Annotated in this window: 21 protein-coding genes; 11 read left to right on the top strand and 10 right to left on the bottom strand. The window is 74.3% G+C overall.

What is annotated here, in order from left to right:
• Positions 1-48: 48 nt before the first annotated feature.
• Positions 49-3,237 carry a BTAD domain-containing putative transcriptional regulator gene (locus AB0G01_RS20240; RefSeq protein ID WP_360948134.1) on the bottom strand — a complete coding sequence of 1,063 codons (3,189 nt, stop codon included), beginning with the start codon at positions 3,235-3,237 and terminating at the stop codon, positions 49-51.
• 118 nt (positions 3,238-3,355) lie between these two features.
• Between AB0G01_RS20240 and AB0G01_RS20245 the strand changes: the two genes are divergently transcribed.
• Together AB0G01_RS20245 and AB0G01_RS20250 are read left to right on the top strand one after the other, a co-directional pair.
• The gene (locus AB0G01_RS20245) at positions 3,356-4,222 is read left to right on the top strand and encodes an alpha/beta hydrolase (protein ID WP_360947596.1); all 867 of its coding nucleotides are present in this window, start codon (positions 3,356-3,358) and stop codon (positions 4,220-4,222) included.
• Positions 4,223-4,464: 242 nt separating this feature from the next.
• Positions 4,465-4,689, top strand: coding sequence for a hypothetical protein (locus AB0G01_RS20250; RefSeq protein WP_360947598.1), 225 nt, complete (start codon positions 4,465-4,467; stop codon positions 4,687-4,689).
• A gap of 44 nt (positions 4,690-4,733) precedes the next feature.
• On the opposite strand, the gene AB0G01_RS20255 is transcribed toward AB0G01_RS20250, so the two are convergent.
• From AB0G01_RS20255 to AB0G01_RS20270, 4 genes are all read right to left on the bottom strand, one after another.
• Positions 4,734-6,974 carry a heavy metal translocating P-type ATPase gene (locus AB0G01_RS20255; RefSeq protein WP_360948136.1) on the bottom strand — a complete coding sequence of 747 codons (2,241 nt, stop codon included), beginning with the start codon at positions 6,972-6,974 and terminating at the stop codon, positions 4,734-4,736.
• A 22-nt stretch (positions 6,975-6,996) separates the two neighbouring features.
• Positions 6,997-7,902: a hypothetical protein gene (locus tag AB0G01_RS20260; protein ID WP_360947600.1), complete on the bottom strand. Its 906-nt coding sequence runs from the start codon at positions 7,900-7,902 to the stop codon at positions 6,997-6,999.
• A 113-nt stretch (positions 7,903-8,015) separates the two neighbouring features.
• Entirely contained in the window at positions 8,016-8,222 is a 207-nt protein-coding gene (locus tag AB0G01_RS20265; RefSeq protein WP_360947602.1) for a heavy-metal-associated domain-containing protein, read from the bottom strand.
• 33 nt (positions 8,223-8,255) lie between these two features.
• Entirely contained in the window at positions 8,256-8,537 is a 282-nt protein-coding gene (locus AB0G01_RS20270; RefSeq protein WP_360947604.1) for a metal-sensitive transcriptional regulator, read from the bottom strand.
• 394 nt (positions 8,538-8,931) lie between these two features.
• Here AB0G01_RS20270 and AB0G01_RS20275 point away from each other — a divergent pair, with 394 nt between their 5' ends.
• Positions 8,932-10,134 (top strand): cysteine desulfurase-like protein, encoded by a 1,203-nt coding sequence (locus tag AB0G01_RS20275; RefSeq protein ID WP_360947606.1) that lies wholly within the window; start codon positions 8,932-8,934, stop codon positions 10,132-10,134.
• A 205-nt stretch (positions 10,135-10,339) separates the two neighbouring features.
• Here the strand turns inward: AB0G01_RS20275 and AB0G01_RS20280 are convergent, their stop codons facing one another.
• Positions 10,340-11,587 carry an epoxide hydrolase gene (locus AB0G01_RS20280; RefSeq protein WP_360947608.1) on the bottom strand — a complete coding sequence of 416 codons (1,248 nt, stop codon included), beginning with the start codon at positions 11,585-11,587 and terminating at the stop codon, positions 10,340-10,342.
• 103 nt (positions 11,588-11,690) lie between these two features.
• Here AB0G01_RS20280 and AB0G01_RS20285 point away from each other — a divergent pair, with 103 nt between their 5' ends.
• The 5 genes from AB0G01_RS20285 to AB0G01_RS20305 all read left to right on the top strand — a co-directional run bounded on the left by AB0G01_RS20285 (position 11,691) and on the right by AB0G01_RS20305 (position 15,923).
• The gene (locus AB0G01_RS20285; protein WP_360947610.1) at positions 11,691-12,020 is read left to right on the top strand and encodes a helix-turn-helix transcriptional regulator; all 330 of its coding nucleotides are present in this window, start codon (positions 11,691-11,693) and stop codon (positions 12,018-12,020) included.
• Positions 12,021-12,333: 313 nt separating this feature from the next.
• Positions 12,334-13,140, top strand: a complete 807-nt coding sequence (locus AB0G01_RS20290; protein WP_360947612.1) for a CoA-transferase — start codon at positions 12,334-12,336, stop codon at positions 13,138-13,140.
• Positions 13,137-13,913 carry a CoA-transferase subunit beta gene (locus AB0G01_RS20295; RefSeq protein ID WP_360947614.1) on the top strand — a complete coding sequence of 259 codons (777 nt, stop codon included), beginning with the start codon at positions 13,137-13,139 and terminating at the stop codon, positions 13,911-13,913. Before AB0G01_RS20290 ends, AB0G01_RS20295 begins: the two co-directional genes overlap by 4 nt.
• Positions 13,910-15,085, top strand: a complete 1,176-nt coding sequence (locus AB0G01_RS20300) for a thiolase family protein (protein WP_360947616.1) — start codon at positions 13,910-13,912, stop codon at positions 15,083-15,085. The genes AB0G01_RS20295 and AB0G01_RS20300 overlap by 4 nt, the downstream gene beginning before the upstream one ends.
• Positions 15,086-15,140: 55 nt before the next feature.
• The gene (locus AB0G01_RS20305; RefSeq protein WP_360947617.1) at positions 15,141-15,923 is read left to right on the top strand and encodes an IclR family transcriptional regulator C-terminal domain-containing protein; all 783 of its coding nucleotides are present in this window, start codon (positions 15,141-15,143) and stop codon (positions 15,921-15,923) included.
• 17 nt (positions 15,924-15,940) lie between these two features.
• Here AB0G01_RS20305 and AB0G01_RS20310 read toward each other — a convergent pair whose 3' ends face one another.
• Together AB0G01_RS20310 and AB0G01_RS20315 are read right to left on the bottom strand one after the other, a co-directional pair.
• Entirely contained in the window at positions 15,941-18,478 is a 2,538-nt protein-coding gene (locus AB0G01_RS20310; RefSeq protein ID WP_360947619.1) for a DUF2156 domain-containing protein, read from the bottom strand.
• A 348-nt stretch (positions 18,479-18,826) separates the two neighbouring features.
• A complete protein-coding gene (locus AB0G01_RS20315; protein ID WP_360947621.1) occupies positions 18,827-19,768 on the bottom strand; it encodes a hypothetical protein in 942 nt (313 codons plus the stop codon).
• A 229-nt stretch (positions 19,769-19,997) separates the two neighbouring features.
• Here AB0G01_RS20315 and AB0G01_RS20320 point away from each other — a divergent pair, with 229 nt between their 5' ends.
• The gene (locus AB0G01_RS20320) at positions 19,998-21,209 is read left to right on the top strand and encodes a peptidoglycan DD-metalloendopeptidase family protein (protein WP_360947623.1); all 1,212 of its coding nucleotides are present in this window, start codon (positions 19,998-20,000) and stop codon (positions 21,207-21,209) included.
• Positions 21,210-21,264: 55 nt separating this feature from the next.
• Positions 21,265-21,927 (top strand): hypothetical protein, encoded by a 663-nt coding sequence (locus AB0G01_RS20325; RefSeq protein ID WP_360947625.1) that lies wholly within the window; start codon positions 21,265-21,267, stop codon positions 21,925-21,927.
• Here AB0G01_RS20325 and AB0G01_RS20330 read toward each other — a convergent pair.
• Positions 21,920-23,089, bottom strand: coding sequence for an MFS transporter (locus AB0G01_RS20330; protein WP_360947627.1), 1,170 nt, complete (start codon positions 23,087-23,089; stop codon positions 21,920-21,922). The genes AB0G01_RS20325 and AB0G01_RS20330 overlap by 8 nt on opposite strands.
• Positions 23,090-23,153: 64 nt before the next feature.
• Between AB0G01_RS20330 and AB0G01_RS20335 the strand changes: the two genes are divergently transcribed.
• Entirely contained in the window at positions 23,154-23,519 is a 366-nt protein-coding gene (locus tag AB0G01_RS20335; RefSeq protein ID WP_360947629.1) for a MerR family transcriptional regulator, read from the top strand.
• Here AB0G01_RS20335 and AB0G01_RS20340 read toward each other — a convergent pair.
• Complete coding sequence (locus AB0G01_RS20340) at positions 23,507-23,809, bottom strand: hypothetical protein (protein ID WP_360947631.1); 303 nt, start codon at positions 23,807-23,809, stop codon at positions 23,507-23,509. The genes AB0G01_RS20335 and AB0G01_RS20340 overlap by 13 nt on opposite strands.
• Positions 23,810-23,880 lie beyond the last annotated feature (71 nt).

Consider the following 23,880-nt stretch of genomic DNA (forward strand, 5'->3'; position numbering starts at 1 on the left):
CTCGCGATTCAGCGGGGACCCGGGAGATCACTCCCGAGCACCCGGCGATCACCACTCCGGCGCGTTTTCCCAGCGGGCCGCGCCGGCTTTGCGCGCCACCTCCCGCGCCTGCCGGGAATGCGTCGCGGCGTCGTCCGGCCGGCCCAGCGCGCCGGCCAGTCGGCCGAGCAGCCCGGCCACCGGGCCGAGCGTGAGCAACCCGCTGCCCGCCCCGGCCAGCTCGCCGGCCGCCGGCCGCAGCGCGGTGTAGACCTCGCCCATCAGGTCGCGGTCGCCGAGCCCGAGCGCGACCACCCCGGTCAGCCACGTCCGCGCCTCGTAGAGCAGGTCGCGCGGCGAGTCCCGCACGGCGGCGCGCGCCTCGGCGGGCCGGCCCGCGTCGAGCAGGCCGAGCGCGAGCGCCCACGGCCGGTAGGGGCCCCAGTCCTCGGCGAGGTCGACCCGGACCGGACTGCCCGCCTGGATTCCGTGGCACAGCAGGGCGAACGGCCGGATGCCCGCCTCCAGCCCGGCCATCCCGGTGCCGTCCAGCCGGTCGGCGGCGGCGCGGTACGCGGCCCGCGCGTCGGCGTCGCGACCGGCGACGGACGCGCGCAGCGCGGCGTACCACCCGGTGAAGACGCCGACCAGCGGCAGCTCGTGGTGCTCGGCGAGGCGGTCGACGGCCGCCGCGTGCTCGTCGGCCGCGGTGAACTCGCCGAGCGCCGAGTGCGCTTGCAGCAGCACGAGGTGGGCCAGCACCTCGAACGCCACCAGACCGTGCCGGGTGGACACCGCGAGCAGGTCGCGCCCGACCCGGACGCGCTCGGGGGCGAGGCCCGCGCGGGTGAAGGACTGCATGAACCGGCCGTTGAGCGCGAACGCGAGCAGCGCCGGGTCGTCCAGCCAGCGGGCGATCCCCTCGGCCTCGCGGGCCGCCTCCCCGCCACGGCCGCCGGCCGCGCCGCGCAGTTCCAGCGCGAGGGTGGCGAGCAGCCGGGCGCGCTCGGCGAGCCGGTCCGGGGCGAGCGCGGCCAGCGTCCGCTCGGCGACCGCCACCACCTGGTCGGCCAGCTCCTGGTCGTCGTTGCCGGTCCAGATCGCGGGCACGTCGAACGACCCGAGCACGGCGGCGGTCAGCTCCGGGTCGTCGATCTCCTCGGCGGCGGTCAACGCCTCGGCCCGCAGCCGGCGGGCGGCGGCCAGCTCCCCCGTCACGGCCAGCGCCCGCACGTGCCCCATCACCACGGCCAACCGCGCCCGGGTGCCCCGCGTCGGTGAACTGCCGTGGGACGTGCCTGCGGCACCCCGCGCCGGGTGGCCGGGAGACCCCGCCGAACCCGGGCCGCGCTGGGCGCGGTCGTGCGCGGCGAGGGCGTCCCGCCACCACCGGACGGCCTCGTGCGGCGCGAACCGGCGTTCGGCGCGTTCGGCCGCCGCACGGGCGTAGTGCGCCGCTTTCTCCGCCGTGGCTCGGCTTTCCGCGCGCACGTAGTGGTGCGCGATGGTCTCCACGTCGTCGGCCCGGTCCCGGGTCACGGCCTCCGCGACGGCGGCGTGCCAGCGCGAGCGGCGCGACGCGGGGATGTCGGCGTACAGCGTGTCGCGCACCAGGTCGTGCGAGAACCGCACCACGTCCGGCCCGCGTTCGGTGAGGAAACCCGACGCCCGCGCGGATTCCACCGCGTCGAGCACCACGTCTTCCGCGCCCACCAGCGCGACCAGCACGTCCAGGTCCACGTCACGGCCGAGCACGGCCGCCTGGCGCAGCACCTGCCGGTGCTCCGGCGGCAGCCCGCCCACCCGGCGGCGGATGACGTCCCGCACGCCCCGGGGCACGGCGGAGAGCACCTCGACGCCCTCGTCGGCCAGGAGCCGGGCCAGTTCGCGGGCGAAAAACGGGTTCCCGCCGCTGCGCCGGTGGATCGCGCGGGCGGTGACGTCGTCCACGTCCCGCCGGGCCGTCGCCCGCACCAGCCGGGCCAGGTCCGGCTCGGGCAGCCCGCCCAGGTGCACCCGGGCCGGTTCGGCGCGGGCGAGCCGGGCCAGCGCCTCGCCCAGCGGACCGGAGACCTCCGTGCTCCGGTAGGTGCCGACCACCAGCACGGGCAGCTCGACCGGCTCGGCGACCAGGGACGTCAGCAGCGCGAGCACGTCCTCCCCCGCCCAGTGCAGGTCGTCCACCACGAGCAGCAGCGGGCCGGGCGCGGCGGACAGGTGCTCGACCAGCGCGCGCCGCCGGTCCGGCCCGGCGTGGTCGGGCAGCAGCCGGCCGCCGCCCTGCTCCCGGTGCCGGCTCCACCACGCGGTCCAGCCGGCCAGCCGGGCGGCGAGCTCCTCGACCAGCGCGGTCTTGCCCGCGCCCGCCTCGCCGGACACCAGCACCACCCCGAGCCGCCGCCGCGCGCCGACCTCGCCGGCCGCGTCGAGCGACCGGGCGAGCTCGGCATCCCGCCCGAACAGCGAGCGCCCGGACGGCGCGACCGGGTGCGGCGCGACCGGGCCGGCCAGGTGCGGCGCGTGCGCCAGGATGTCGGCCTCCAGCCGGCGCAGGCCGGGACCGGGGTCGACGCCGAGGTCGTCGGCCAGCGCCCGCTTGGCCCGGCGCAGCGCGGCCAGCGCGTCGGCCTGCCGCCCGGACCGGTAGAGCGCGAGCGCCAGCAGCCGCCACGCGCTCTCCCGCCAGGGCAGCCCGGCGAGGTGGGCGGCCAGGTCGGCCACCGCCTCGGCGGGCCGGCCCAGCGCCAGCACCGCCTCGGCCCGCCGCTCCACGGCGAGCAGGCGCAGTTCGTCCAGCCGGGACACCTCGCCGCGCGCCCACGGCTCGTCGGCGAACTCCGGGTAGGCCGGTCCCCGCCACAGCGCCAGCCCGGCTTCGGCGGACGCGAGCGCGGCGGCCGGGTCGCCGGCCGCGAGCCGGTCGCGCGACTCGTGCACGGCGGCCTCGAAGCGCGTCGCGTCCACCGCGCCGGTGGCCAGGGCGTAGCCGGGCGCGGCGGTCACCAGCAGGCGGGGCGGGGTGCGGGCGGGCCGGTCGGGTTCCAGCGCGCGGCGCAGCGTGAACACGAAGCTCTGCACCGCGCCGACCGCGCCGGCGGGCGGGTCCGGCCACAGGTCGTCGACCAGCCGGGACACCGGCACGACCCGGCCCTTCGCGACCAGCAGCCGGGCCAGCACCGCCCGGTGCCGGGGCCCCTTGAGGTCGACCGGGCCGCCGGGGCCGCTCGCGGACAGCGGGCCGAGCACCCCAAACTCCATCACCCGGTCAGCCTAGCCGGACCGATATCACCGCTGGTCAGCGGCGTGTGACGTGGTTGCTGACCGGTTGCTGACCGGTGCCGGACACGCTGGGGTCACCGACCGAGAGGAACCGCCGATGACCTTCGCCGGATTCGACCAGCAGCGCGTCACCGTCGCCGACGGGGTGCGGCTCCACGTGACCGCCGGCGGGTCGGGGAGCCCGGTCGTGCTGCTGCACGGCTTCCCCCAGACCCACCTGATGTGGCGGCACGTGGCCGCCGACCTGGCCGCCGACCACACCGTGATCTGCCCGGACCTGCGCGGCTACGGCGACAGCGACCGGCCCGCCGACACCGGCCGGACCTACGCCAAGCGCACCATGGCCGCCGACGTGGTGGCCGTGGCCCGCGCGTTCGGCTTCGACCGGTTCGCGCTGGCCGGCCACGACCGGGGCGCGCTCGTCGCGATCCGCGCCGGCCTGGACCACCCGGCGGCGGTCACCCACCTGGCGTCGCTGGACGTGCTGCCCACCCTGGACGCGTGGGAGGTGATGCGAGGCCGCTCGGCGGCCGTCGGTTTCCACCTGTACCTGCTGGCGCAGGCCCCGGACCTGCCCGAACGGCTCATCGCCGGCGCGCCGGACGCGTTCTTCGGGCACTTCCTGGACACCTGGGCGACCCGACCCGAGGCGCTCGCCGACGTGCGCGAGGCGTACCTGGCCGCGTCGCGCGCGGCGATCCCGTCGATCGTGGCGGACTACCGGGCGTCGGCCGGCGTGGACGTGGCCGACGACGAGGAGGACCGGCGCACCGGCAACCGGCTGCGGATGCCGGTGACGGTGCTCCAGCAGGACTGGGGCGCGGCGCTGGGGTTCGACGCGGCGGGCCGGTGGCGGGCGTGGGCCGACGACCTGGTGCACGAGACCGTCACGTGCGGGCACTTCATGGCCGAGGAGGCACCGGCCGAGGTCGTGCGGGCCCTGCGCACCCTGCTGGCCCGCTGACCCGCTGACCCGCGGGCGGAGCACGCGGTCGATCCGGTGGTCGAGGACGGCGCGGGCGGCAGAGGTCCGCGTCCACCCGGTCGTCGCCGGTGCCGCGCGGTGGCGACGAGCCCGGCGCTCCTCGTGGTCCACCGCCTTCGGCACGAGCCGCCCTCCCCTGCTCACGCGGGCGCGTCGCCCCTCTCCCTCCAATCCCCATTACGGTGCCGATGCGGTGAAACGGCTGCGGAGGGGGAAACGCCGTGAAGTACGACGTCCTTCAGGTCGTGGGCATGACACTGCTGTTCATCAGTGGGCAGGGCGCGCTCCAGCTGCTGGTCGGCCGGGGCGGTGGCCTGCTGGACTGGTTGCCCGGCGGGTTCGCGGCGCACCTGGCCGCCTTCCTGGTCGTCGGCGTGCTGGGCGCGCTGCTCGCGAGGTGGTCCCACCGCAGGGCCAAGGCGCTCGGCCGGCGCGGGAACGGGTAGGTCGGTGGCCCGGGTGCGCACCCGGGCCACCGGCTCCCCTCCGCTCAGCCCACCGGGGCGGGCACCTTCGGCCGGGACGTGCCGGCGACCGGCGCGGTCGCCGGCGGGGTGCCCCGGAACCCGCGCAGCCGCAGGCTGTTCGACACCACGAACACCGACGAGAACGCCATCGCCGCACCCGCGATCATCGGGTTCAGCAGGCCCGCCGCCGCCAGCGGCAGCGCCGCCACGTTGTAGGCGAACGCCCAGAACAGGTTGCTCTTGATCGTGGCCAGCGTGCGCCGCGACAGCCGGATCGCGTCCACCGCCGCCATCAGGTCGCCCCGGACCAGCGTCAGGTCGCTCGCCTCGATCGCCGCGTCGGTCCCGGTGCCCATGGCCAGGCCGAGGTCCGCCCTGGCCAGCGCCGCCGCGTCGTTCACGCCGTCGCCCACCATCGCGACGACCTTGCCGTCGGCCTGGAGCCGGGCCACCACCTCCGCCTTGTCCTGCGGCAGCACCTCGGCGAACACCTCGTCGACGCCCACCTCGGCGGCCACCGCGCGGGCCGCGGCCTCGTTGTCACCGGTCAGCAGGACCGGGGTGAGGCCCAGGTCGCGCAACCTCCGGATCGCCTCGGCGGACGTGGGCCGCACCGCGTCGGCGACCACGAGGACCGCCCGCGCCGCGCCGTCCCACGCCACCAGCACGGCCGTGCGGCCCTGCGCCTCGGCGTCCCGCCCGGCCCGCGCCAGGTCCTCGCCCGGGTGCACGCCCCACTCGGCGAGCAGGCGTTCCCGGCCGACGACCACCGCGTGCCCGTCGACCACGCCCTGCACGCCCAGCCCGGCGACGTTCCGGAAGTCCTCGACGGCGGGCAGCTCGCCGACCCGCTCCCGCGCGCCGACCGCGACCGCCTTCGCGATCGGGTGCTCCGAGGCGTTCTCCAGCGCTCCCGCCAGCCTCAGCACCTCCTCCTCGCCGACCGCGCCGGCCTCCGGCAGGTGGATCGCGAGCAGGCTCATCCGACCGGTGGTGACGGTGCCGGTCTTGTCCAGCACGACGGTGTCCACCCGGCGGGTCGACTCCAGCACCTCCGGCCCCTTGATCAGGATGCCGAGCTGCGCGCCCCGGCCCGTGCCGACCAGCAGCGCGGTCGGCGTGGCCAGGCCCAGCGCGCACGGGCAGGCGATGATCAGCACCGCGACCCCGGCGGTGAACGCCGCCGCGACCCCTTCGCCGGTGCCCAGCCAGAACGCGAGCGTCCCGAGCGCCAGCGCGATCACGATCGGCACGAACACCGCCGACACCCGGTCGGCCAGCCGCTGCGCCCGCGCCTTGCCGTTCTGCGCGTCCTCCACCAGCTTCGCCATCCGCGCGAGCTGGGTGTCCCCGCCGACCCGGGTGGCCCGCACCACGAGCCGGCCGCCGACGTTGACCGTCGCACCGATGACCGCGTCGCCGGGGCCGACCTCGACCGGCACCGACTCGCCGGTCACCGTGCTCGCGTCGACCGCCGAGCCGCCGTCCTCGACCACGCCGTCCGTCGCGACCTTCTCCCCCGGCCGCACCACGAACCGGTCGCCCACCACGAGGTCCGCGATCGGGACGCGGACCTCCCGGCCGTCCCGCAGCACCGCCACGTCCTTCGCGCCCAGCTCCAGCAGCGCCGTGAGCGCCGCGCCGGCCCGGCGCTTGGACCGCGCCTCGAAGTACCGGCCCGCCAGGATGAACGTGGTCACCCCGGCCGCGACCTCCAGGTAGATCGAGCCCGCGCCGTCCGTCGGCGAGACGGTCAGCTCGAACGGGTGCGTCATCCCGGGCTCGCCCGCCGTGCCGAACAGCAGCGCGTAGAGCGACCACGCGAACGCGGCCAGCGTGCCCATCGAGACGAGCGTGTCCATGGTGGCCGCGCCGTGCCGGAGGTTCGCCCACGCCGCCCGGTGGAAGGGCAGCGCGCCCCACACCAGCACCGGGGCGGCGAGCGCCAGCGAGATCCACTGCCAGTAGGTGAACTGGAGCGCGGGCACCATCGCCAGGGCGATCACCGGCACCGACAGCACCGCCGACACGACCAGCCGCTGCCGCAGCGCCGCCGTCGGGTCCTCCGTCGCGGTGGTGGTCCGCGCACCGGGCAGCGTCGCCCCGTACCCGGCGGCCTCCACCCGACCGACCAGCTCGGCCGGGTCGAGCCCCTCGGGGAAGGTGACCTTCGCCTTCTCGGTGGCGTAGTTGACCGTCGCGGTCACGCCGTCGAGCCCGTTGAGCTTGCGCTCGACCCGCGCCGCGCACGACGCGCAGGTCATGCCCGTGATCGTCAGTTCGAGGTCAGTGGCCACGACCCGCCTCCACGGTGAACTCGGCGGTGCGCACCGCGCCCGCGTGCCGGAAGTCCAGGAACAGCCGGTAGGTCCCGGCGGTGGGCACCTCGGCGACGAACGCGATGCCCGGTCCCGGCGCGGTCTTCCCGTCGTCGGGCGACCCCTCCGGGTGCACGTGCAGGTAGGCGAGATCACCGGAGCGCAACGCCACCAGGTGGCCGTAGGCCGCGAGGTGGGGCTGGAGGTCGGTGACCGGCGAGCCGTCCCGGGTCACGGTCAGCGTGAGCGGCGAGGCCCGGCCGGGCACCAGGTCGCCGTCCAGGCGGACCCGGTAGCCGTCGACCTCGGCGACCCGCGACGGCGCGTACGCGCGGGGGTCGAACGACCCGGCCACGAACACGTCCGCGCCGAGCGTGACGGCCTCGCCGCCGGTCGGGGTGAAGTCGGCGAACACCCGGTAGGTGCCCGCCTCGGGCAGGTCGAGCGGCACCGACCAGGTGCCGTCCGCCGCCATCTCCGGGTGCACGTGCCGGAAGCCGGCGGTGTCCCGGCGGACCGTGATCAGGTGCATCCGCCGGTCGTGCCGCACGTCGTACGCGGTGACCGCGCGGCCCTCCCGATCGGTGACGCGGAAGGTGAAGGGGGTTCCCGCGGCGGGCGTCGCATCGGTGGGCGTGAGGGTGTAGCCGCCCCTGGACGACGCCAACCCGGCGGGCTGGTCCTGCTCGGCTTCCGCGACGGTGTCGCCGTGGTCGTCCCCGCGCCCGGCGTCCTCGCCGCCGTGCGCGTCGCCGTGGCCGCTCTCGGCGGAATCGGCGCGAAGGGGACCGACAGCGCTCCCGACCGCCCAGGCCGCACCCGCGACCAGGACGAGCGCCACACCGTAGGCGGAGAGCTTCGCTGCTGTGCTCATGGTTGGTGTTCCTCGGTGAAACCGGGGAGCCCGCCCCGCACGGGCGGGCTCCGGTGGGTCCTGCGCTCCGCCGGATCTGCGCCCGGCGGATTCCGTACTCCGGTCGACCCCGGTCAGGGGGCGAGCGCGTAGCCCGCTTCTTCGACCGCCACGCGCACGTCCGCCTCGGCGACCGGCTCGGCGCTGGTCACCTTGACCGCGCCCGTGGGGACGTCGACGGCCACGGCCGTGACGCCGGCGATCCGGGTGACCTCCTCGGTCACCGACGCCGCGCAGTGCCCGCAGGTCATGCCGGTGACGGTGAAAGTGTTCTCTGCCATGGGAAGGTTCCTCCTCGTGGGTGACCGGACCGTTCAGGAGCGGACCAGGCGGGCAATCGCTTCGCTGGCCTCGCGGACCTTCTCCTCCGCACCGTCGCCGCCCCGCGCGAGCGCGTCGGCCACGCAGTGCCCGAGGTGCTGGTCGAGCAGTCCGAGCGAGACCGCCTGGAGCGCCTTGGTCGCGGCGGCGATCTGGGTGAGCACGTCGATGCAGTACTCGTCGTTCTCGACCATCCGCTGCAACCCGCGGACCTGCCCCTCCACCCGGCGCAGCCGGGCCAGGTAGTCGTCCTTGCCGGCGCTGTAGCCCCGCATGTCCCGCTCCTCTCGACCACTCCTTTATACCCCCATGGGGTATCCGGATGTCAACGCGGGTGAGCATACACACACCTATGCGGGGTAGGGGTATGCACAGGAGGTGTGGAGACGCGCCGCCCCGGCCCGGAGTCCGCCCTCGGAGACCCGTCCACCAGGGACTTCCGACTCTGCGACCCGCCGCACCCGTGGTGCGACAGTGGAGCCGAAGCCGCCGCGCCGACCTGGTCGAGCGCCGGCGAGGACCCCGGCTCCGGAGTGGTGCCGCCGCTTCGCCACTCCCACCCCGGCGACCGGAGCGGGGCGACACCCCCGACCCGTGCCCCCCTCCCTGCGCCCCCTCCCCCACCACCGGACCGTGCCGCGAGCCGGAGCGGGGTGTCAGAGTGGGTGCATGACCTACGACGTCGAGGCCGTCCGCGCCTGTTTCCCGTCCCTGTCGTCCGGAACCGCGCACTTCGACGGACCGGGCGGGTCCCAGGTGCCCGCCGTGGTCGCGGACGCCGTGCGGGACGTGATGACGTCCTCGATCTCCAACCGGGGCACGGTCACCGCCGCCGAGCGCGTCGCCGACGACGTGGTGGTCGGCGCGCGGCGGGCGATGGCCGACCTGCTGGCCGCCGACCCGGCCGGGATCGTGTTCGGGCGCAGCGCGACCCAGTTGACCTACGAGTTCGCCCGCACGCTGGCCAAGACGTGGCGGCCGGGCGACGAGGTCGTGGTGAGCAGGCTGGACCACGACGCCAACATCCGCCCGTGGGTGCAGGTCGCGGCGCAGGTGGGCGCGGAGGTGCGGTGGGCCGGGTTCGACCGGGCGACCGGGGAGCTGACGCCCGACGACGTGGCCGCCGTGCTGTCCCCGCGCACCCGGCTGGTGGCGGTGACCGGGGCGTCCAACCTGATCGGCACCCGGCCGCCGCTGGCCGAGATCGCCCGTGCGGTGCACGAGCGCGGCGCGCTGTTCTTCGTCGACGGCGTGCACCTGACCGCGCACCACGCGGTCGACGTGACGGCGTTCGGCGCGGACTTCTTCGCGTGCTCGCCGTACAAGTTCTTCGGGCCGCACTGCGGCGTCCTGGCGGCCGATCCCGACCTGCTGGCCACGCTGGACCCGGACAAGCTGCTGCCGTCCTCCGCAGCGGTGCCGGAGCGCTTCGAGCTCGGCACGCTGCCCTACGAGTTGCTCGCGGGCACCACGGCGGCCGTCGACTTCATCGCCGGGATCGCACCGGGCGGGGGCGACCGGCGGACGCGGCTCGTGGCGTCGTGGGACGCCGTGGGAGGGCACGAAGACCGACTGCGGGGCGTGGTGGAGGCGGGGTTGCGGGAACTGCCGGGCGTGACCGTGTGGTCGAGGGCGGGCTCGCGGACCCCGACGTTGCTGGCGACGTTCGCCGACCGCGACCCGGTCGAGGCGTACCGGTACCTGGCCGAACTGGACGTGAACGCGCCGGCGAGCTCGTTCTACGCGCTCGAAGCCTCGCGGTGGCTGGGCCTGGGCGACGCCGGCGGTCTCCGGGTCGGGCTGGCCCCGTACTCGACGGACGCCGAAGTCGACCGCCTGCTCACCGGCTTGCGGCGCTTCCTGAAGTCCTGACCACGCGCCCGACTGCCACGGGGGCACCCTGCCCGGCGGGATCTCCCGCCCACCGATCGAGCCGACGTCCTCCAGCGGCCGGGCAGGGGTCCTCCATCGGCCGGACAGGGTCCTCCGGCGGCCGGGCAGGGTGCGGCGACCGCGTGAAACTCGGATTGTCGGTGGTCGGTGGGATGATGGTGTCGGGGGCCGGAGGCCACGCCGGTCAGCGGCGGTCGCGAAAGGTTCGGCGCAGGTCGTCCACCCACAGGTCCGGGATCTCCCACGGGATGAAGTGGCCGCCGCGCTCGTGCACGGTGAGGTTGACGTGGTTGTACCAACCGGCCCGTTCACCGTCGAGGAAGCTCCGCACCCGCTGGTCGGTGGTGACACCGGGCGGGTTCTCGTAGGCCACGAACGTGATGCCGGTCGGCGCTTCGACCACCGGCCGCCGGTCGTGCGACGGCTGCCACGGGTACCGGTTGTTGTTGGCGTAGGTCCGGATCGACGTGGCGATCGCGCTGTTCACCCAGTAGATCATCGCGTGGGTGAGCAGGTCGTCCTTCGAGAAGACCGACTCCACGTCACCGCCGTTGTCGCTCCAGGTGATCCACCGTTCGAGAATCCACGCCAGCATGCCCGCCGGCGAGTCCGACAGCCCGAAGGCGAGCGTGCTGGGCGCGAGCACGTGCGCCGCGAGGTGCCCGGCGAAACGGCGCTCCAGCGTGATCAGCCGCTCCCGGGCCTCCGGGGACAGGCCGTCCGGGATGGGCCGCCCGCCGGTCAGGTCCCACGCGCGCTCCCCGGTGAACAGGGTCAGCGCCAGGCCGGACCCGATGTGGATCGCGTGCAGCGAGTCGGCGTACTTGTGCCCGAGCTGGCCGGTGATCAGCGCACCGACGTCGCAGCCGGCGGCGGCGTAGCGGGCGTGGCCGAGGGTGTCGGTCATCAGCCGGTGCCAGACGTCCGCGATCTTCCAGAAGTTCATGTCCGGGTGGTCCGGCAGCGGCGTGGAGAACCCGAAACCCGGGAGCGAGGGCACGATCACGTCGAACGCCTCGGCCGGGTCGCCGCCGTGCGCACCGGGGTCGGCGAGCGGGTCCACCACCTTCGCCCAGTGCCAGAACGTCCACGGCCAGCCGTGCGTGAGGATCAGCGGAACCGGCGCGGGTCCCACGCCGGGCTTGCGCATGAAGTGCACGGGCACGCCGTCCACGGTCACCTGGTAGTGCTCGTAGGCGTTGATCGCGGTCTCGGCGGCGCGCCAGTCGTACTCGGTGAGCCAGTAGTCGACCAGCTCGCGCAGGTATTCCCGGTTCACCCCGTAGTACGAATCTTCGTTGCCCACGTCGTCGGGCCACCGGGTCAGTTCGAGCCGTGTCCTCAGGTCGGCCAACACGTCGTCGGACACGTGGATCGGCGTTGGTGTCAGCGGAAACGTGCCGCGCGGGGTGTGCGGGGATTCGGTAACCACGCGGACAGTCTTCCACCGCCGCCGTGGGCGTCTTACGTCACCGAAGAGGGGGACGTGCGTACGCAACGGTTGAGCGTTGCGTACGCGCAACTAGTATGTCGGTGTGAGCGCAGAGCAGAACCTCCCGCCGTCGCCCCTGTGGACCTACATCGAGACCAACCTGGAGAACCGTGGCCTGCACACGGGTGATCTGGCGCGCGCCACCGGCGTGCACCGCAGCCGGTTCACCGACTGGCGGCGCGGCAAGTCGATCAGCATCGAGACCTCGCGGGCCATCGCGAAGCTGTTCGAGGTGAGCCCGCTGGAGGTGCTGGTCGCCGCCGAGCTGCTGACCCCTGAGGAGGCGCAGTTGCGGCACACCCGGCCCAACCCGGCCGAGTTGAGCGATGAGGAGCTGGTCGCCGAGCTCAAGCGCCGGCTCAAGCGCTCGTAGCGCGTCCGGGCGTCTCCCGGGGTCCCGATCAGGGGCGTTCGACGGCCCGCGCGCGGCGGACCGGTGTGACTTCCACGTCGCGCCGGCCCTCCCGCGCCGGTCGCGGACGCCCACAGTCGGGAGCCCACGGTCGGGAGCCCGTGGCCGGCAGTCCGTGGCTGGGAGCCCGTGGACCAGCGGCGCGCCCCAGGTCCACCGACAGGTGAGGACCACCACCGGCCCCACCCGGGCCCGTGGGGTTGACCGACCCGGCCTGCCCTCGTATGTTCGTATGGAGAACTTTTGTTCGGCATACGAACACGTGAGGGTGCCCGTGGCGGAGATCGGAACGTTGGCGGACGCGATCGGCGAGCTCGTCGCCGACGGGGACGTGGTGGCCCTGGAGGGCTTCACCCACCTGATCCCCACGGCGGCGGGGCAGGAGATCATCCGGCAGGGACGGCGCGAGCTGACCCTGGTGCGGATGACCCCCGACATCGTCTACGACCAGCTCATCGGCGCGGGCTGCGCGCGCAAGCTGGTGTTCTCGTGGGGCGGCAACCCCGGGGTCGGGTCACTGCACCGGTTCCGGGACGCGGTCCAGAACTCGTGGCCGGTGCCGCTGGAGATCGAGGAGCACAGCCACGCCGGCATGGCCAACCGGTACGTCGCCGGCGCGTCCGGCCTGCCGTTCGCGGTGCTGCGCGGGTACGTCGGCACCGACCTGCCGGCCGTTACCACCAGCATCAAGTCCATCACCTGCCCGTTCACCGGGGAGGAGCTGACCGCCGTGCCCGCGTTGAACCCGGACGTCACGGTCGTGCACGCCCAGCGCGCAGACCGGAACGGCAACGTGCAGCTCTGGGGCCTGCTCGGGGTGCAGAAGGAAGCGGTGCTGGCGGCGCGGCGGAGCCTCGTGACCGTCGAAGAGGTCGTGGACGAGCTCACCCCCGTGCCGGGGGCGATCGTGCTGCCGTCCTGGGCGGTCACCCGGGTCGCGGTGGTGCCCGGCGGCGCGCACCCCTCCTACGCGCAGGGGTACTCCGAGCGGGACAACGCCTACTACGCGGCGTGGGACCCGATCAGCCGGGACCGCGACGAGTTCGGCCGGTGGCTGGAACAGATCAGGGAGGCGGCATGAGCACCACGTCGGACGCGGTCACGAGCCACACCTCGGACGAGATGATGGCGGTCGCCGCCGCCCGCGCGCTGTCCGGGCGGCAGCGGGTGTTCGTCGGCATCGGCCTGCCCTCCACCGCCGCCAACCTGGCCCGGCGCACGCACGCGCCCGACCTGGTGCTGATCTACGAGTCCGGTGCGCTCGGCTCCAAACCGGACCGGCTGCCCGCGTCCATCGGCGACGGCGTGCTCGCCGAGACCGCCGACGCGGTGATCAGCGTCCCGGAGGTCTTCAACTACTGGTTGCAGCCCGGCCGGATCGACGTGGGCTTCCTGGGCGCGGCCCAGCTCGACCGGTTCGGCAACATCAACACCACCGTCATCGGCGGCGACTACCACCACCCGAAGGTGCGGCTGCCCGGCGCGGGCGGCGCGCCGGAGATCGCGGCGTCGTGCCGGGAGGTGTACGTCGTGGTGCGGCAGAGCAGCCGGTCGTTCGTGGAGCGGGTGGACTTCGTCACCTCGTTCGGGCACGGCCGGGGCAAGGGCGACCGCGAACGCCTGGGCCTGCGCGGCGCGGGCCCGACCCTGGTGATCACCGACCTCGGCGTGTTCCGCCCCGACCCGGAGACCTCGGAGCTGGTGCTCACCGACGTGCACGAGGGCGTGGCGGTGGACGACGTCCGCGCCGCGACCGGGTGGGACCTGGCGGTCGCGCCCGACCTGGGCCGCACTCCCCCGCCCACCGACCAGGAGCTGACCGCGCTGCGGGCGCTCAAGGAGGCTTCGAAGTGACCGACGTGTTCGTGCTCGACGGCGTCCGCACCCCGTTCGGCCGCTACGGCGGCGCGCTCTCCGGCGTGCGCCCGGACAACCTCGCCGCGCACGTCGTGCGGACCCTCGGCGAGCGCACCGGGATCGACCCGGCGACCGTGGGCGAGGTGGTGCTCGGCGACGCCAACCAGGCGGGCGAGGACAACCGCAACGTGGCCCGGATGGCGACGCTGCTCGCGGGCTGGCCCACGTCCGTGCCGGGCACCACGGTCAACCGCCTGTGCGGCTCCGGGATGGACGCCGTCATGCAGGCGTCGCGGACCATCGCGGTCGGTGACGCCTCCCTCGTCGTGGCGGGCGGCGTGGAGTCGATGAGCCGCGCCCCGTGGGTGCTGCTCAAGCCCGGCAGGGGTTTCCCGACGGGGCACGAGACGCTGCACTCCACCACGATCGGGTGGCGGATGATCAACCCCGACATGCCGGGGCAGTGGACCGCGTCGCTCGGCGAGGCCACCGAGCAGCTCGCCGAGCGGTACGGCGTCCCGCGCGAGCGGCAGGACGAGTTCGCCCTGCGCAGCCACCGGCTCGCCGCGCGGGCGTGGGACAACGGCTTCTACGACAACCACGTCGTGCCCCTGCCCGGCGTGGAGTCGGTGCGCGACGAGGGCATCCGGGCGGACACGAGCCTGGAGAAGCTCGGCGGGCTCAAGCCGGCGTTCCGCCCGGACGGGACGGTCACCGCGGGCAACGCCTCGCCGCTCAACGACGGCGCGGCGGCCCTGCTGCTCGGCTCGACGCGGGCGGCCGGCGACCTGGGCCGCACCCCGCTGGCCCGCATCGCCGGCCGGGGCGCGGCGGGCGTCGACCCCCGGGCGTTCGGGCTCGGACCGGTGCAGGCGGCGGAGATCGCGTTGCGGCGGGCCGGGATCGGGTGGGGCGACCTGGCGGCGGTCGAGCTGAACGAGGCGTTCGCCGCGCAGTCGCTGGCGTGCCTGACGGACTGGCCGGAACTGGACCCGGAGATCGTCAACGTCAACGGCGGTGCCATCGCCATCGGCCACCCGCTGGGCGCGTCCGGCGCGCGGGTGGTGCTGCAACTGGCGCACGAGCTGAGGCGGCGCGGCGGCGGCTGGGGCCTGGCCGCGCTGTGCATCGGCGTGGGGCAGGGGTTGGCGGTCGTGCTGGAGGCGTAGCGGCGGTCGTCGCGGGCGGGGTGGGGACGGACCGGCGGATAGGGTGGACGCCACCATGACCGAGCAGGGGACAGCGCCGGAGCGCGGGGCGCACTACGTGCAGTCGCTGGAACGCGGCTTGGCGGTGATCCGCGCGTTCACCGCCGACAGCCCCGCGCTGACGCTGACGGAGGTCGCCAAGCGGACCGGCCTGACCCGGGCCGGTGCGCGGCGGTTCCTGCTGACGTTGGTCGACCTGGGGTACGTGCGGGCGCACGGCAAGCTCTTCTCGCTGACGGCCCGGGTGCTGGACCTCGGGTACGCGTTCCTGTCCGGTGCGGCGTTGCCGGAGGTGGCGCGGCCCCACCTGGAACGGCTGTCGGCGGCGGTGCGGGAGTCCACCTCGGCCTCGGTGCTGGACGGCGCGGACGTGGTCTACGTGGCCAGGTTCGCGGTGTCCCGGATCATGGCGGTGTCGATCACCGTCGGCACCCGGTTCCCGGCCTACGCCACGTCCATGGGGCACGTGCTGCTGGCCGGGCTGCCGGCGGGCGAGTTGACGGCGTACCTGGGCGGTGTGCGGTTGGCGGCGTTCACCTCGCACACCACCACCTCGCCGGACCGGCTGCGGACCGAGCTGGAGCAGGTGCGCGACCGGGGGTGGGCGCTGGTCGACCAGGAGCTGGAGGAGGGCCTCCGCTCGATCGCCGCCCCGGTGCGGGACCGGGCGGGGCGGGTGGTGGCGGCGGTGAACGTGTCCACCCACGCCAGCCGGACGACGGTGGAGCGCCTGCGGCACGAGATGCTGCCGCCCCTGCTGGCCGCGTGCACGGCGATCGAGGAGGACTTGGCGGGCTGAGTCCCCCGGCCGGCGGGTCAGGGACGGGCGGTGGACCGGCGGGCGGCGAGCATCCGGGCCAGCCGGACGCCCTGGCGGATGTTCATCCCGGGCAGGTAGGCGCGGCCCACCGCGTTCGCGATCCGGGGCAGGGCGGCCGGGTCCGGGTAGGCCATGAACATCGGCCGGTAGACCGGCTGGAACTTCGCCTTGAACGCGAACAGCGACCGGAAGCCGTAGACCGGTTCCAGCACCTGCCCGGCGAAGTCCAGCACCCGCTGCACCCCGCACGCCCGCACGCCCCGGTCCAGGCGGGCCAGGGGCGCGCCGGACAGGCTGAGGAACCCCGCGCCCTCCTCCTTCAACGCCATGGCCGCCGACGCGATCAGGAACTCCATGGAGCCGGTGAACGCGGTGGTCCGCCGCCGCATGAAGTCCAGCGTCCAGCCCACGACCCGCCCGTCCACGTACACCGGCAGCCAGCTCGTCACCCCGTGCACAGTCCGGTCGGCGTCGACCGCGATCAGGCACCGCACGCCGTCGCCGGACAGCTCCTCCAGCCCGCCCAGCGTGAAACCCATCTCCGGCAGCCCCTTGTCGGCCACCCACTCGGCCGAGATGGACCGGATCTGGTCGGTCAGCGCGGGCGGCGCGTCGGCGTAGCGCACCCACTCGGCGGTCACGCCCTGCTTCGCCGCCTTGTTCAGCGCCGTGCGCACGTCCTGCCACTTCTTGCCGGTGAACCTGAGTTCGGGCAACGGGATGACGGTGTCCTCGGCGACCTGCACGGCGTGCCAGCCCAACGGGGCGACTTCGTCGCGCAGCTCCTCGCTGATGCTGTACAGGCACGGCGTCCAGCCCTCGTGCGCGCAGAACGTCGCGAACCCGCGCACGGCTTCACGGCACGCGTCCGGCGGTCCGATGGGGTCACCGACCGTGAGGGCGATCGTGGCGACCACGCGGTACGCGACGACCGCGCGCCCGTCAGGGGTGAACCAGTACCGGTTGCCGCGCCACGTGGTCATGTAGGACAGCGACGTCCCGCCGTGCGCCACCATCAACTCCCGCGCACGCGCGGCGGCGTCCGCGTCCTCCACGCGGCGCGCGTTCCACGAGGCCCGGAGCAGGGCACCGAGCACGATCAGCCAGAACACCGCGCCGGTGTACTCGAACAGCACGGCGGCGAGGAAGTCCTCCGGCCGGAACGGCGTGGACACCAGCCCGAGGTAGCCCGGCGGCAGGAACCGCGCGGGCAGGTCGGCGAGCAGGTCGAGGAAGTCGGGGCGCGGCGTGAACTGCTCGCGCGCCAGCCACCCGCCGAGCAGGTAGGCGGCGCTGAGCCCGGCGAGCCCGCCGCCGGTGATCTTCCAGAACCGCCGCACGGGCGTGGCCAACGGGAAGTGCGGTCGGGTCAGCAGCAGCACGACCACGATCCCCAGCGGCAGCAGGAACGGGATGCAGTACTCCACCAGCACGCTCGGCGTCACGGTGGTGCCCGTGAGCAGCACGGCTTCCCACAGGTACCACCCGATCAGCCCGGTCATCGCCACGTTCACCACGAGTGCGGCCCACCACGCGAACCGCCGGCCGCGCCGCAGTCCCTCGGCGAGCGCGAGCAGCAGCAACGCGGGCATCACGGACATGAGCAACGCGGGCAGCCTGTCGTACACGGCCTGCGTGGACAGCGTGTGGCACAGGTCGACCAGGTCGGGTTCGGCGCAGTAGGACGCCAGCGTCTCCGCGTCGGGCTGCGGCACGGCGAGCACGTCCGCGAACCACGACAACGGCCCGTTGGAGTACGGCGACAGCAGCACCACCACGGGTCCCAACGCCGACGCGGCGATCACCAGCGCGACCAGCAACCGGGTCTCTTCCCGCGACGGCGGCGCGGGCGCGGGACGTCCGCGCACGGCGAGCGCGCCGAACACCAGGCCGGTGATCCCGCCGCACAGCCGCAACACGTCCTGGAGGTACCCCGAGTACAGGGCCAGCACCAGCGACGCGAGCACGAGCAGCAGCCGCACCCGCCGACGCCACAGCGGCGGCAGCCGGAAGCTCAGCGCGAGCGCCAGGCCGACGACGCCGGGCGACGGGCCGACCGCGAGGTCGTAGCCCAGGTAGTCCAGCCAGCTCCAGCCGGCCGCCGCGCCGACCCGCACCAGGCCGCTGCCGGCGAGCACACCGACCACGTGGGTCGACACGAGGAGCCCGGCCGCGCGCGGCGACCCGAACTCGCGTTCGGCGGCGGGTCCGAACACCAGCAGCAACGCGGTGGTCGCCAGGTAGCAGGCGAGGTTCGCGCACCACAGCGCCGCCGTGAGGGAGGTCCACAGCGGGGAGGTCGCCCCGAACCCGATGTGCTCCACCAGGTCGTCGGACGGTCCGGACCACAGGCTGCCCGTGGCCGCGCCGACCGCCCACAGCACCGCCAGGGCGATCGCGGTGACCGGCGCGCGGCGGGCGAACGAGCCGAGCCCGGCGGCCAGGCGGGCCACGGCGGCCAACCGCACCGCCCCGGCCGCCACCCGTTCCAGCCGGGTCCACCGGGCGAACCCGCCCGGCGCACGTCCACCCACGCCCGTCACCACCCCTCGAACACCTTCCCGTACTCGTCGCGGTGCTCCGCGATCGGTGCGAGGTCGTGCGGTCCGGTCATCTGCTCCCCGTCACGTGGCCGCGATGTGACAAGTTGACCGCGTCGGGGCGGTCCGGCACATCGGTCCAACGGATGCGGGCGGTCCGCCCGAGGTGTGAACGGGTATCAGACCGAGGTAGTACGACCCGGGGTCACCGCCGCCCCCGGCGGGGCACGTTCCCGCCTCCTCGGGGTGGTGCCCGCCGGGCGGGGCGGCCGGGTTACCGACCCCTCCGACCCCTCCGGGCCGTCCAGCCGGTCGAGCGGGCCCCGGGTCTTGAAGGCTTCCTCACGACCAGTCCCAGCCGATGCCGACCACGCCCGGCTGCACGTCTTTCGCCAGCACGTGCAGCACCCGGCCCGGAGTGAGCGCCAATTCGTCGTCGTGCACGAGCGCCGCGTCCACGCCGGGTTGGGCAAGCGCGTAGCAGCGGACCGGCAGGAGCGGTTCGGTGAACTGCACGCTCAGCACGTACGTGCCCACGGGATAGCGGAACGCACGGCGGTAATCGCGGGCCTGTGCGCCCTTGTCCCCGATGGTGAAGCGGTACTCCAGCAGGTGCGTCCGGCCCGCCCGCAGGGCGTGGTCGAACAGCAGCTCTGCCGCGATCACCGGCGCGCCGGGGTGCCGCCGCACGCGCCCCAGTCGGCAGTTCCCCCTCGCCTCCACGTCCAGCGCACCCGGTGGCGTGCCGGGGTCCGCGCAGTACACCGCCAGGTAGCGGTCGGGGTGGCCGGCGACCGCGCGCAACACCTGCCTGGTGTGGACCGAGCGGATCACCCCGTCCGCGTCCACCGTGGCCGCGTCGTCCTGCGACCACAGGCGCAGGTCGCCGTCGGACGGCCCGACCAGCGCCGCCACGGTTTCCGCCAACGACTGGGCGGGCTCCAGCATCCGCCCGTAGTGCCGGGGCGGCTGTGGGCGGGACACCCACCGGCCACGCGGGCGCGGTGGGCCGAGCAGCGCCTCCAGCGAGTGCCGGGGCAGGCCGAGGATGGTCTCGATGGCCTGCACGGCGCGCAGCGAGTCCGCGCGTTCGGGGCGGCTGCGGCCGAGCCGCCAGTAACTCAGCGTGGACAGGCTGACGTGGATGCCGCGCCGGTCCAACCGGTCGCGCAGGCGTTCCAGCGTGAGGCCGCTGCGCTCGACGGCGGCCCGGAGGGCGGCGTGGAACGGGCCGGTGCGCAACAGCACCTCGACCTCCAGCCCGGCATCGGGCGGAACGGCCACCGCGCACCCCCTCCACTGTGGAAGAAAACAGTTTAGAAGCCGGACAACGCCCGATATGACCGACGAAGGTGGGTATCCCTCCACAGTTTTGCAGCCCGGCTCCACAGTCGTGGGTCACCCGGCGCGGACGACCTTGACCACGTCCGGCCCCCGGTATGTCATCGGCGCGGCGGCCCCTGCGAGAGCCGCCGGAATCCCTGCCCTGTGCCGATTTCCCCCTGGAGGGCACATGTCCCGTCCGTTGTCCGCGCGGCGGTTCGCCGCGCTGTTCTCCGCGCTCGCGGCCGGTGTCGTCGTGCTGGTCGCGCCGTCCGCCACGGCCGCCGCACCCGGGCCCGACCTCGCCACGACCGTCCGCGCCACCATGCTCCAGCAACACGGCGAGGCGCTGAAGCGGCAGTGGGACACGCAGACGTTGCGCGAACCGCTGTTCGAGCCGACCCGCACGTCCGGTGCGTGGGTGTTCGGCAGCACCACCATCCCGATGGCCTACGGCCAGGAGCACGGCGCGCCGCACATGGCGTTGTTCCTGGCCCGCAAGGAGCGGTCCGCGTGGCGGGTCGAGCTCGACGGCACCGCCGGGTTCGCCGCCCTCGCCGCGCAGGCACCGTCCGCCGTGCTCGGCGACGGCGAGAAGCGGACGTTCGCGGCGAACCAGAACAGCCGTGCGCAAGCGCTCGCGCCCACCGGCCTGGGCCTGCCGTGGCCGGTGAACGTGGCGTGGTGGATGGGCGGCGGTCCGCACGGCAACAGCGGCACCAGCCGGCCGTTCAGCTCGATCGACTTCAACGGCGGTGACGGCCGGGTCCTGTCGGCCGGCAACGGGCGCGTCTACAAGAGTTGCGTCGTGGGCCGCAGCGCGCTGGTGAAGGTCGTGCACGACAACGGTTACAGCACCACCTACTACCACATGTACAACCTGACGACGCTCGCCGACGGCAGCGCCGTGCGCACGGGCACCTACCTCGGCAACATCGGCAACGAACTGCCGTGCGGCGGCTCCAGCACCGGTGCGCACGTGCACTTCTCGTTGCTGCGCGGCAACTCCCACATCAGCGTCAACGGGATGACCATCGGCGGCTGGACGTTCTACGAGGGCTCGCAGGCGTACGGCGGTTACGCGCAGCGCGGCAGCACGCGCGTGTCCGTCGGCGGTCGGGTCACGAACTACGGCGGTGGCGGCACGACGCTGCCCACCGGCACGGTCGACGCGGGGGCGAACAGCACGGTGAACCTGCGTTCCGGCCCCGGCCTGACCCACTCCGCCGTGGGCACGGTCGCGGACGGCGCGGTGGTGTCCATCGCGTGCACCAGCCGCGGCGAGGCCGTCGACGGTGTCTGGGGCCGGACGGACCTGTGGAACCGGCTCGACGACGGCAAGTGGATCAGCGACGGCTTCGTGGACACCGGCTCGGACGGACCGGTGGCGGCGGCCTGCTGAACCGGATGACGCCGATCCCGCCCGCCGCCGGGGCGGGATCGGTACCGTCCGTGCGATGACGTTCTGGAAGTCCCGTCGGACCCCGGAGCCACTCGGCGATCCGGGCCAGGCACGGCTCGCCTTCCTGCTGACCGAGTACACCGCGATCCGCGCCGAGCTGGTCGCGGCCGTCGCCACCCAGCAGACGGTGATGAACTACGGGCTGGCCGCGATCGCGGTCATCTACACCGGGGTCCTGGCGACCTGGGCGAACGTGCCGCTGCGCACCGGGATTCTGGCCCTGGCCCCGGCGTTGCTGATGTTCGTGTGGTTCGTCTGGTACGGCGAGGTGAAGCGACTGGGCCGGACCCGCTGGTTCCTGTGGGAGCTGGAGAAGAAGGTCAACGCCCTGCTGCGCTCCCCCGCGCCCGCCGGGACCGGGTCCGACCTGCCCCCGGGCGACGTGCTGCACTGGGAGAGCTGGGTCCGGGGCCGCAACCGGTGGCGGGTGAACCTGCACTCGCGGCCCGCCTACCACCTGTCCACGGGGTTGTTGTGCGGCACCGGGTTGGGCACCACGGCGTTGTCGGTCGCGCTCGGTGTGACCGGCGGGCTGCCCATGCCGTGGCCGGTGCTGGTCTACGGCGGCGCGGCGGCGTTCCTGGCGTTATTGGGATACGCGGTGCGCGTGGTGCGGGGCAACCCCCTGCTGGCGGGCGCGGGCAAGCCGATCACCTGACCGGCCTGGGGAAGCCCCGGCTGGTCAGCACCACGGCGAGCACCGGCACCAGCAGCACGAGCATGGCCCACGGGAACGACCTGGCCCCCGCCGCGTCGAGCAGCAGCCCGCCGAGGGCACCGCCGCCGGCCATCGCCACGTTCCACAGGGTCACCAGCATGGCCTGCGCGCTGTCCGCCTCGTCGCCGGCCGCGTCCGCGACGGCCGTCTGGAGCAGGGCCGGGATACCACCCCACCCCAGGCCCCACAACGTGATCGCGGCGTAGACCAGGACGTGGCTGTCGGTGGGCACGGCCAGCGCCGCCGCCGCGACGGCGACCAGGACGGTCCCCGCGACGGTGAGCCCCCGCAGCCGGCGGTCGACGTGCGCGCCGACGTACCAGATGCCGACGAGGGACGCGACGCCGTAGACCAGCAGCACGACGTCGACGGAATCGCCGAGGCCGACCTCCCCGAGGTACGTGGCCACGTAGGTGTAGAAGACGGTCTGCGCCAGCACGAACACCAGCGTCGTGACCAGCACCGCCGGCACCCCGGGACGGCGCAGCGCGGCGCGGGGCTCCAGCCGTCCGGCGGGCGCGCCGGGCTGATCGGGCACGAACACCACGATCGCCGCGACCAGGAGCACGGCCAGCGCGGTCACCGCCCAGAACGCCGCCCGCCACCCGGCCAGGTGACCGAGGAACGTGCCCGCCGGGATGCCCGTCGACAGCGCGACCGGCAGGCCGGCCATCACGACCGCGACGGCCCGGCCGGCCAGGTGCGCGGGCACCAGGCGGCGCGCGTAGCCCGCCAGCAGCGCCCACACCACGCCCGCCGCGATGCCGGCGACGAACCGGGCCACGAGGGTCAGCGGGTAGGCGGCGGACACGGCGGTGATCGTGTTGGCCACCGCGAAGCCCGCCATCGACGTGAGCAGCAGGCGTTTGCGCCGCCACGCGGCGGTGGCCGTGACGAGCGGGATCGCCGACACGGCCGTGCCGACGGCGTAGACGGTGACGAGCTGCCCGGTGGCGGACTCGCCCACGCCGAGACCGGCGCTCATCGCGGGCAGCACGCCGGCCGGCAGCGCTTCGGTCAGGACGGTGACGAACGCGGCCAGGGCGAGCGGCAGCAGGGCGCGCAGCGGGAGCCGGGGAGGAGCGGCAGTGCGGTTCGACATGCCCGTATGCTCGAACCCTCACACAGGTGTGAAGGTCCACTCCCGCGACCGTGAGGTGGAGCACATGCGCATCGGGGAATTGGCCGAGCGGACCGGCACGTCCCGCCGGCTGCTGCGCTACTACGAGGAACGCGGGCTGGTCGTGTCCACCCGTTCCGCCAACGGCTACCGCGACTACGACGCGAACCTGGTGGACCGGGTGGTCCAGATCCGCGGGCTGCTCGACGCCGGGCTGCCGACCCGCATCATCAAGCAGATCCTGCCCTGCCTGGACAAGCCCCGCGCGATCCACTTCCCGGACGCCACCCCGGAGATGCTCGCGACCTTGGAGCGGGAGCGCGACCGGATGACCGAACGGGTCCGGTTCCTGACCCGGAACCGGGACGCCATCTCCGAGTACCTGGACGCGGTCCGCACCTACGTGCCCTGAGCCGGGTTCCCCGGAAGCGAGCCCGGAAGCGAGTCCGGAGCGCGGACGCGGGCCGAGTCGGCGCGCCACCGGAACTGGATGTCGGGCTCGTCCCGGCGTTCCAGCACGCCGGCATCGACCAACCGCATCAGCACGTCATGCAGCGCCACGCCCAGCGCGTTGTCCGACCAGAAGAGGTGCTTGACCCGGTGGAACTCCCCGGTCGGCGGGAAGATCCCCAGCGCCAGGCCCAGCCCGTACGCCGCGAAGTCCCAGTCGGTCCAGTCCGCCAGGTCTTCACGAAGCTCCACCCCCCGATCGCCCCGGTGACCGGGTGCACCGGGCGAGCGGGACAACCCGGTCCCCACAGCGCCTTCACCCA

The sequence above is a fragment of the Actinosynnema sp. NPDC023587 genome (genome assembly GCF_040640215.1).
Classification (GTDB): domain Bacteria; phylum Actinomycetota; class Actinomycetes; order Mycobacteriales; family Pseudonocardiaceae; genus Actinosynnema.

Excerpts from the sequence above, each read along its gene's own strand:
- AB0G01_RS20240 (WP_360948134.1), bottom strand. The coding sequence starts at position 3,237 with ATGGAGTTTGGGGTGCTCGGCCCGCTGTCCGCGAGCGGCCCCGGCGGC.
- AB0G01_RS20245 (WP_360947596.1), top strand. The coding sequence starts at position 3,356 with ATGACCTTCGCCGGATTCGACCAGCAGCGCGTCACCGTCGCCGACGGG.
- AB0G01_RS20255 (WP_360948136.1), bottom strand. The coding sequence starts at position 6,974 with ATGACCTGCGCGTCGTGCGCGGCGCGGGTCGAGCGCAAGCTCAACGGG.
- AB0G01_RS20260 (WP_360947600.1), bottom strand. The coding sequence starts at position 7,902 with ATGAGCACAGCAGCGAAGCTCTCCGCCTACGGTGTGGCGCTCGTCCTG.
- AB0G01_RS20265 (WP_360947602.1), bottom strand. The coding sequence starts at position 8,222 with ATGGCAGAGAACACTTTCACCGTCACCGGCATGACCTGCGGGCACTGC.
- AB0G01_RS20270 (WP_360947604.1), bottom strand. The coding sequence starts at position 8,537 with ATGCGGGGCTACAGCGCCGGCAAGGACGACTACCTGGCCCGGCTGCGC.
- AB0G01_RS20275 (WP_360947606.1), top strand. The coding sequence starts at position 8,932 with ATGACCTACGACGTCGAGGCCGTCCGCGCCTGTTTCCCGTCCCTGTCG.
- AB0G01_RS20295 (WP_360947614.1), top strand. The coding sequence starts at position 13,137 with ATGAGCACCACGTCGGACGCGGTCACGAGCCACACCTCGGACGAGATG.
- AB0G01_RS20305 (WP_360947617.1), top strand. The coding sequence starts at position 15,141 with ATGACCGAGCAGGGGACAGCGCCGGAGCGCGGGGCGCACTACGTGCAG.
- AB0G01_RS20320 (WP_360947623.1), top strand. The coding sequence starts at position 19,998 with ATGTCCCGTCCGTTGTCCGCGCGGCGGTTCGCCGCGCTGTTCTCCGCG.
- AB0G01_RS20325 (WP_360947625.1), top strand. The coding sequence starts at position 21,265 with ATGACGTTCTGGAAGTCCCGTCGGACCCCGGAGCCACTCGGCGATCCG.
- AB0G01_RS20330 (WP_360947627.1), bottom strand. The coding sequence starts at position 23,089 with ATGTCGAACCGCACTGCCGCTCCTCCCCGGCTCCCGCTGCGCGCCCTG.
- AB0G01_RS20335 (WP_360947629.1), top strand. The coding sequence starts at position 23,154 with ATGCGCATCGGGGAATTGGCCGAGCGGACCGGCACGTCCCGCCGGCTG.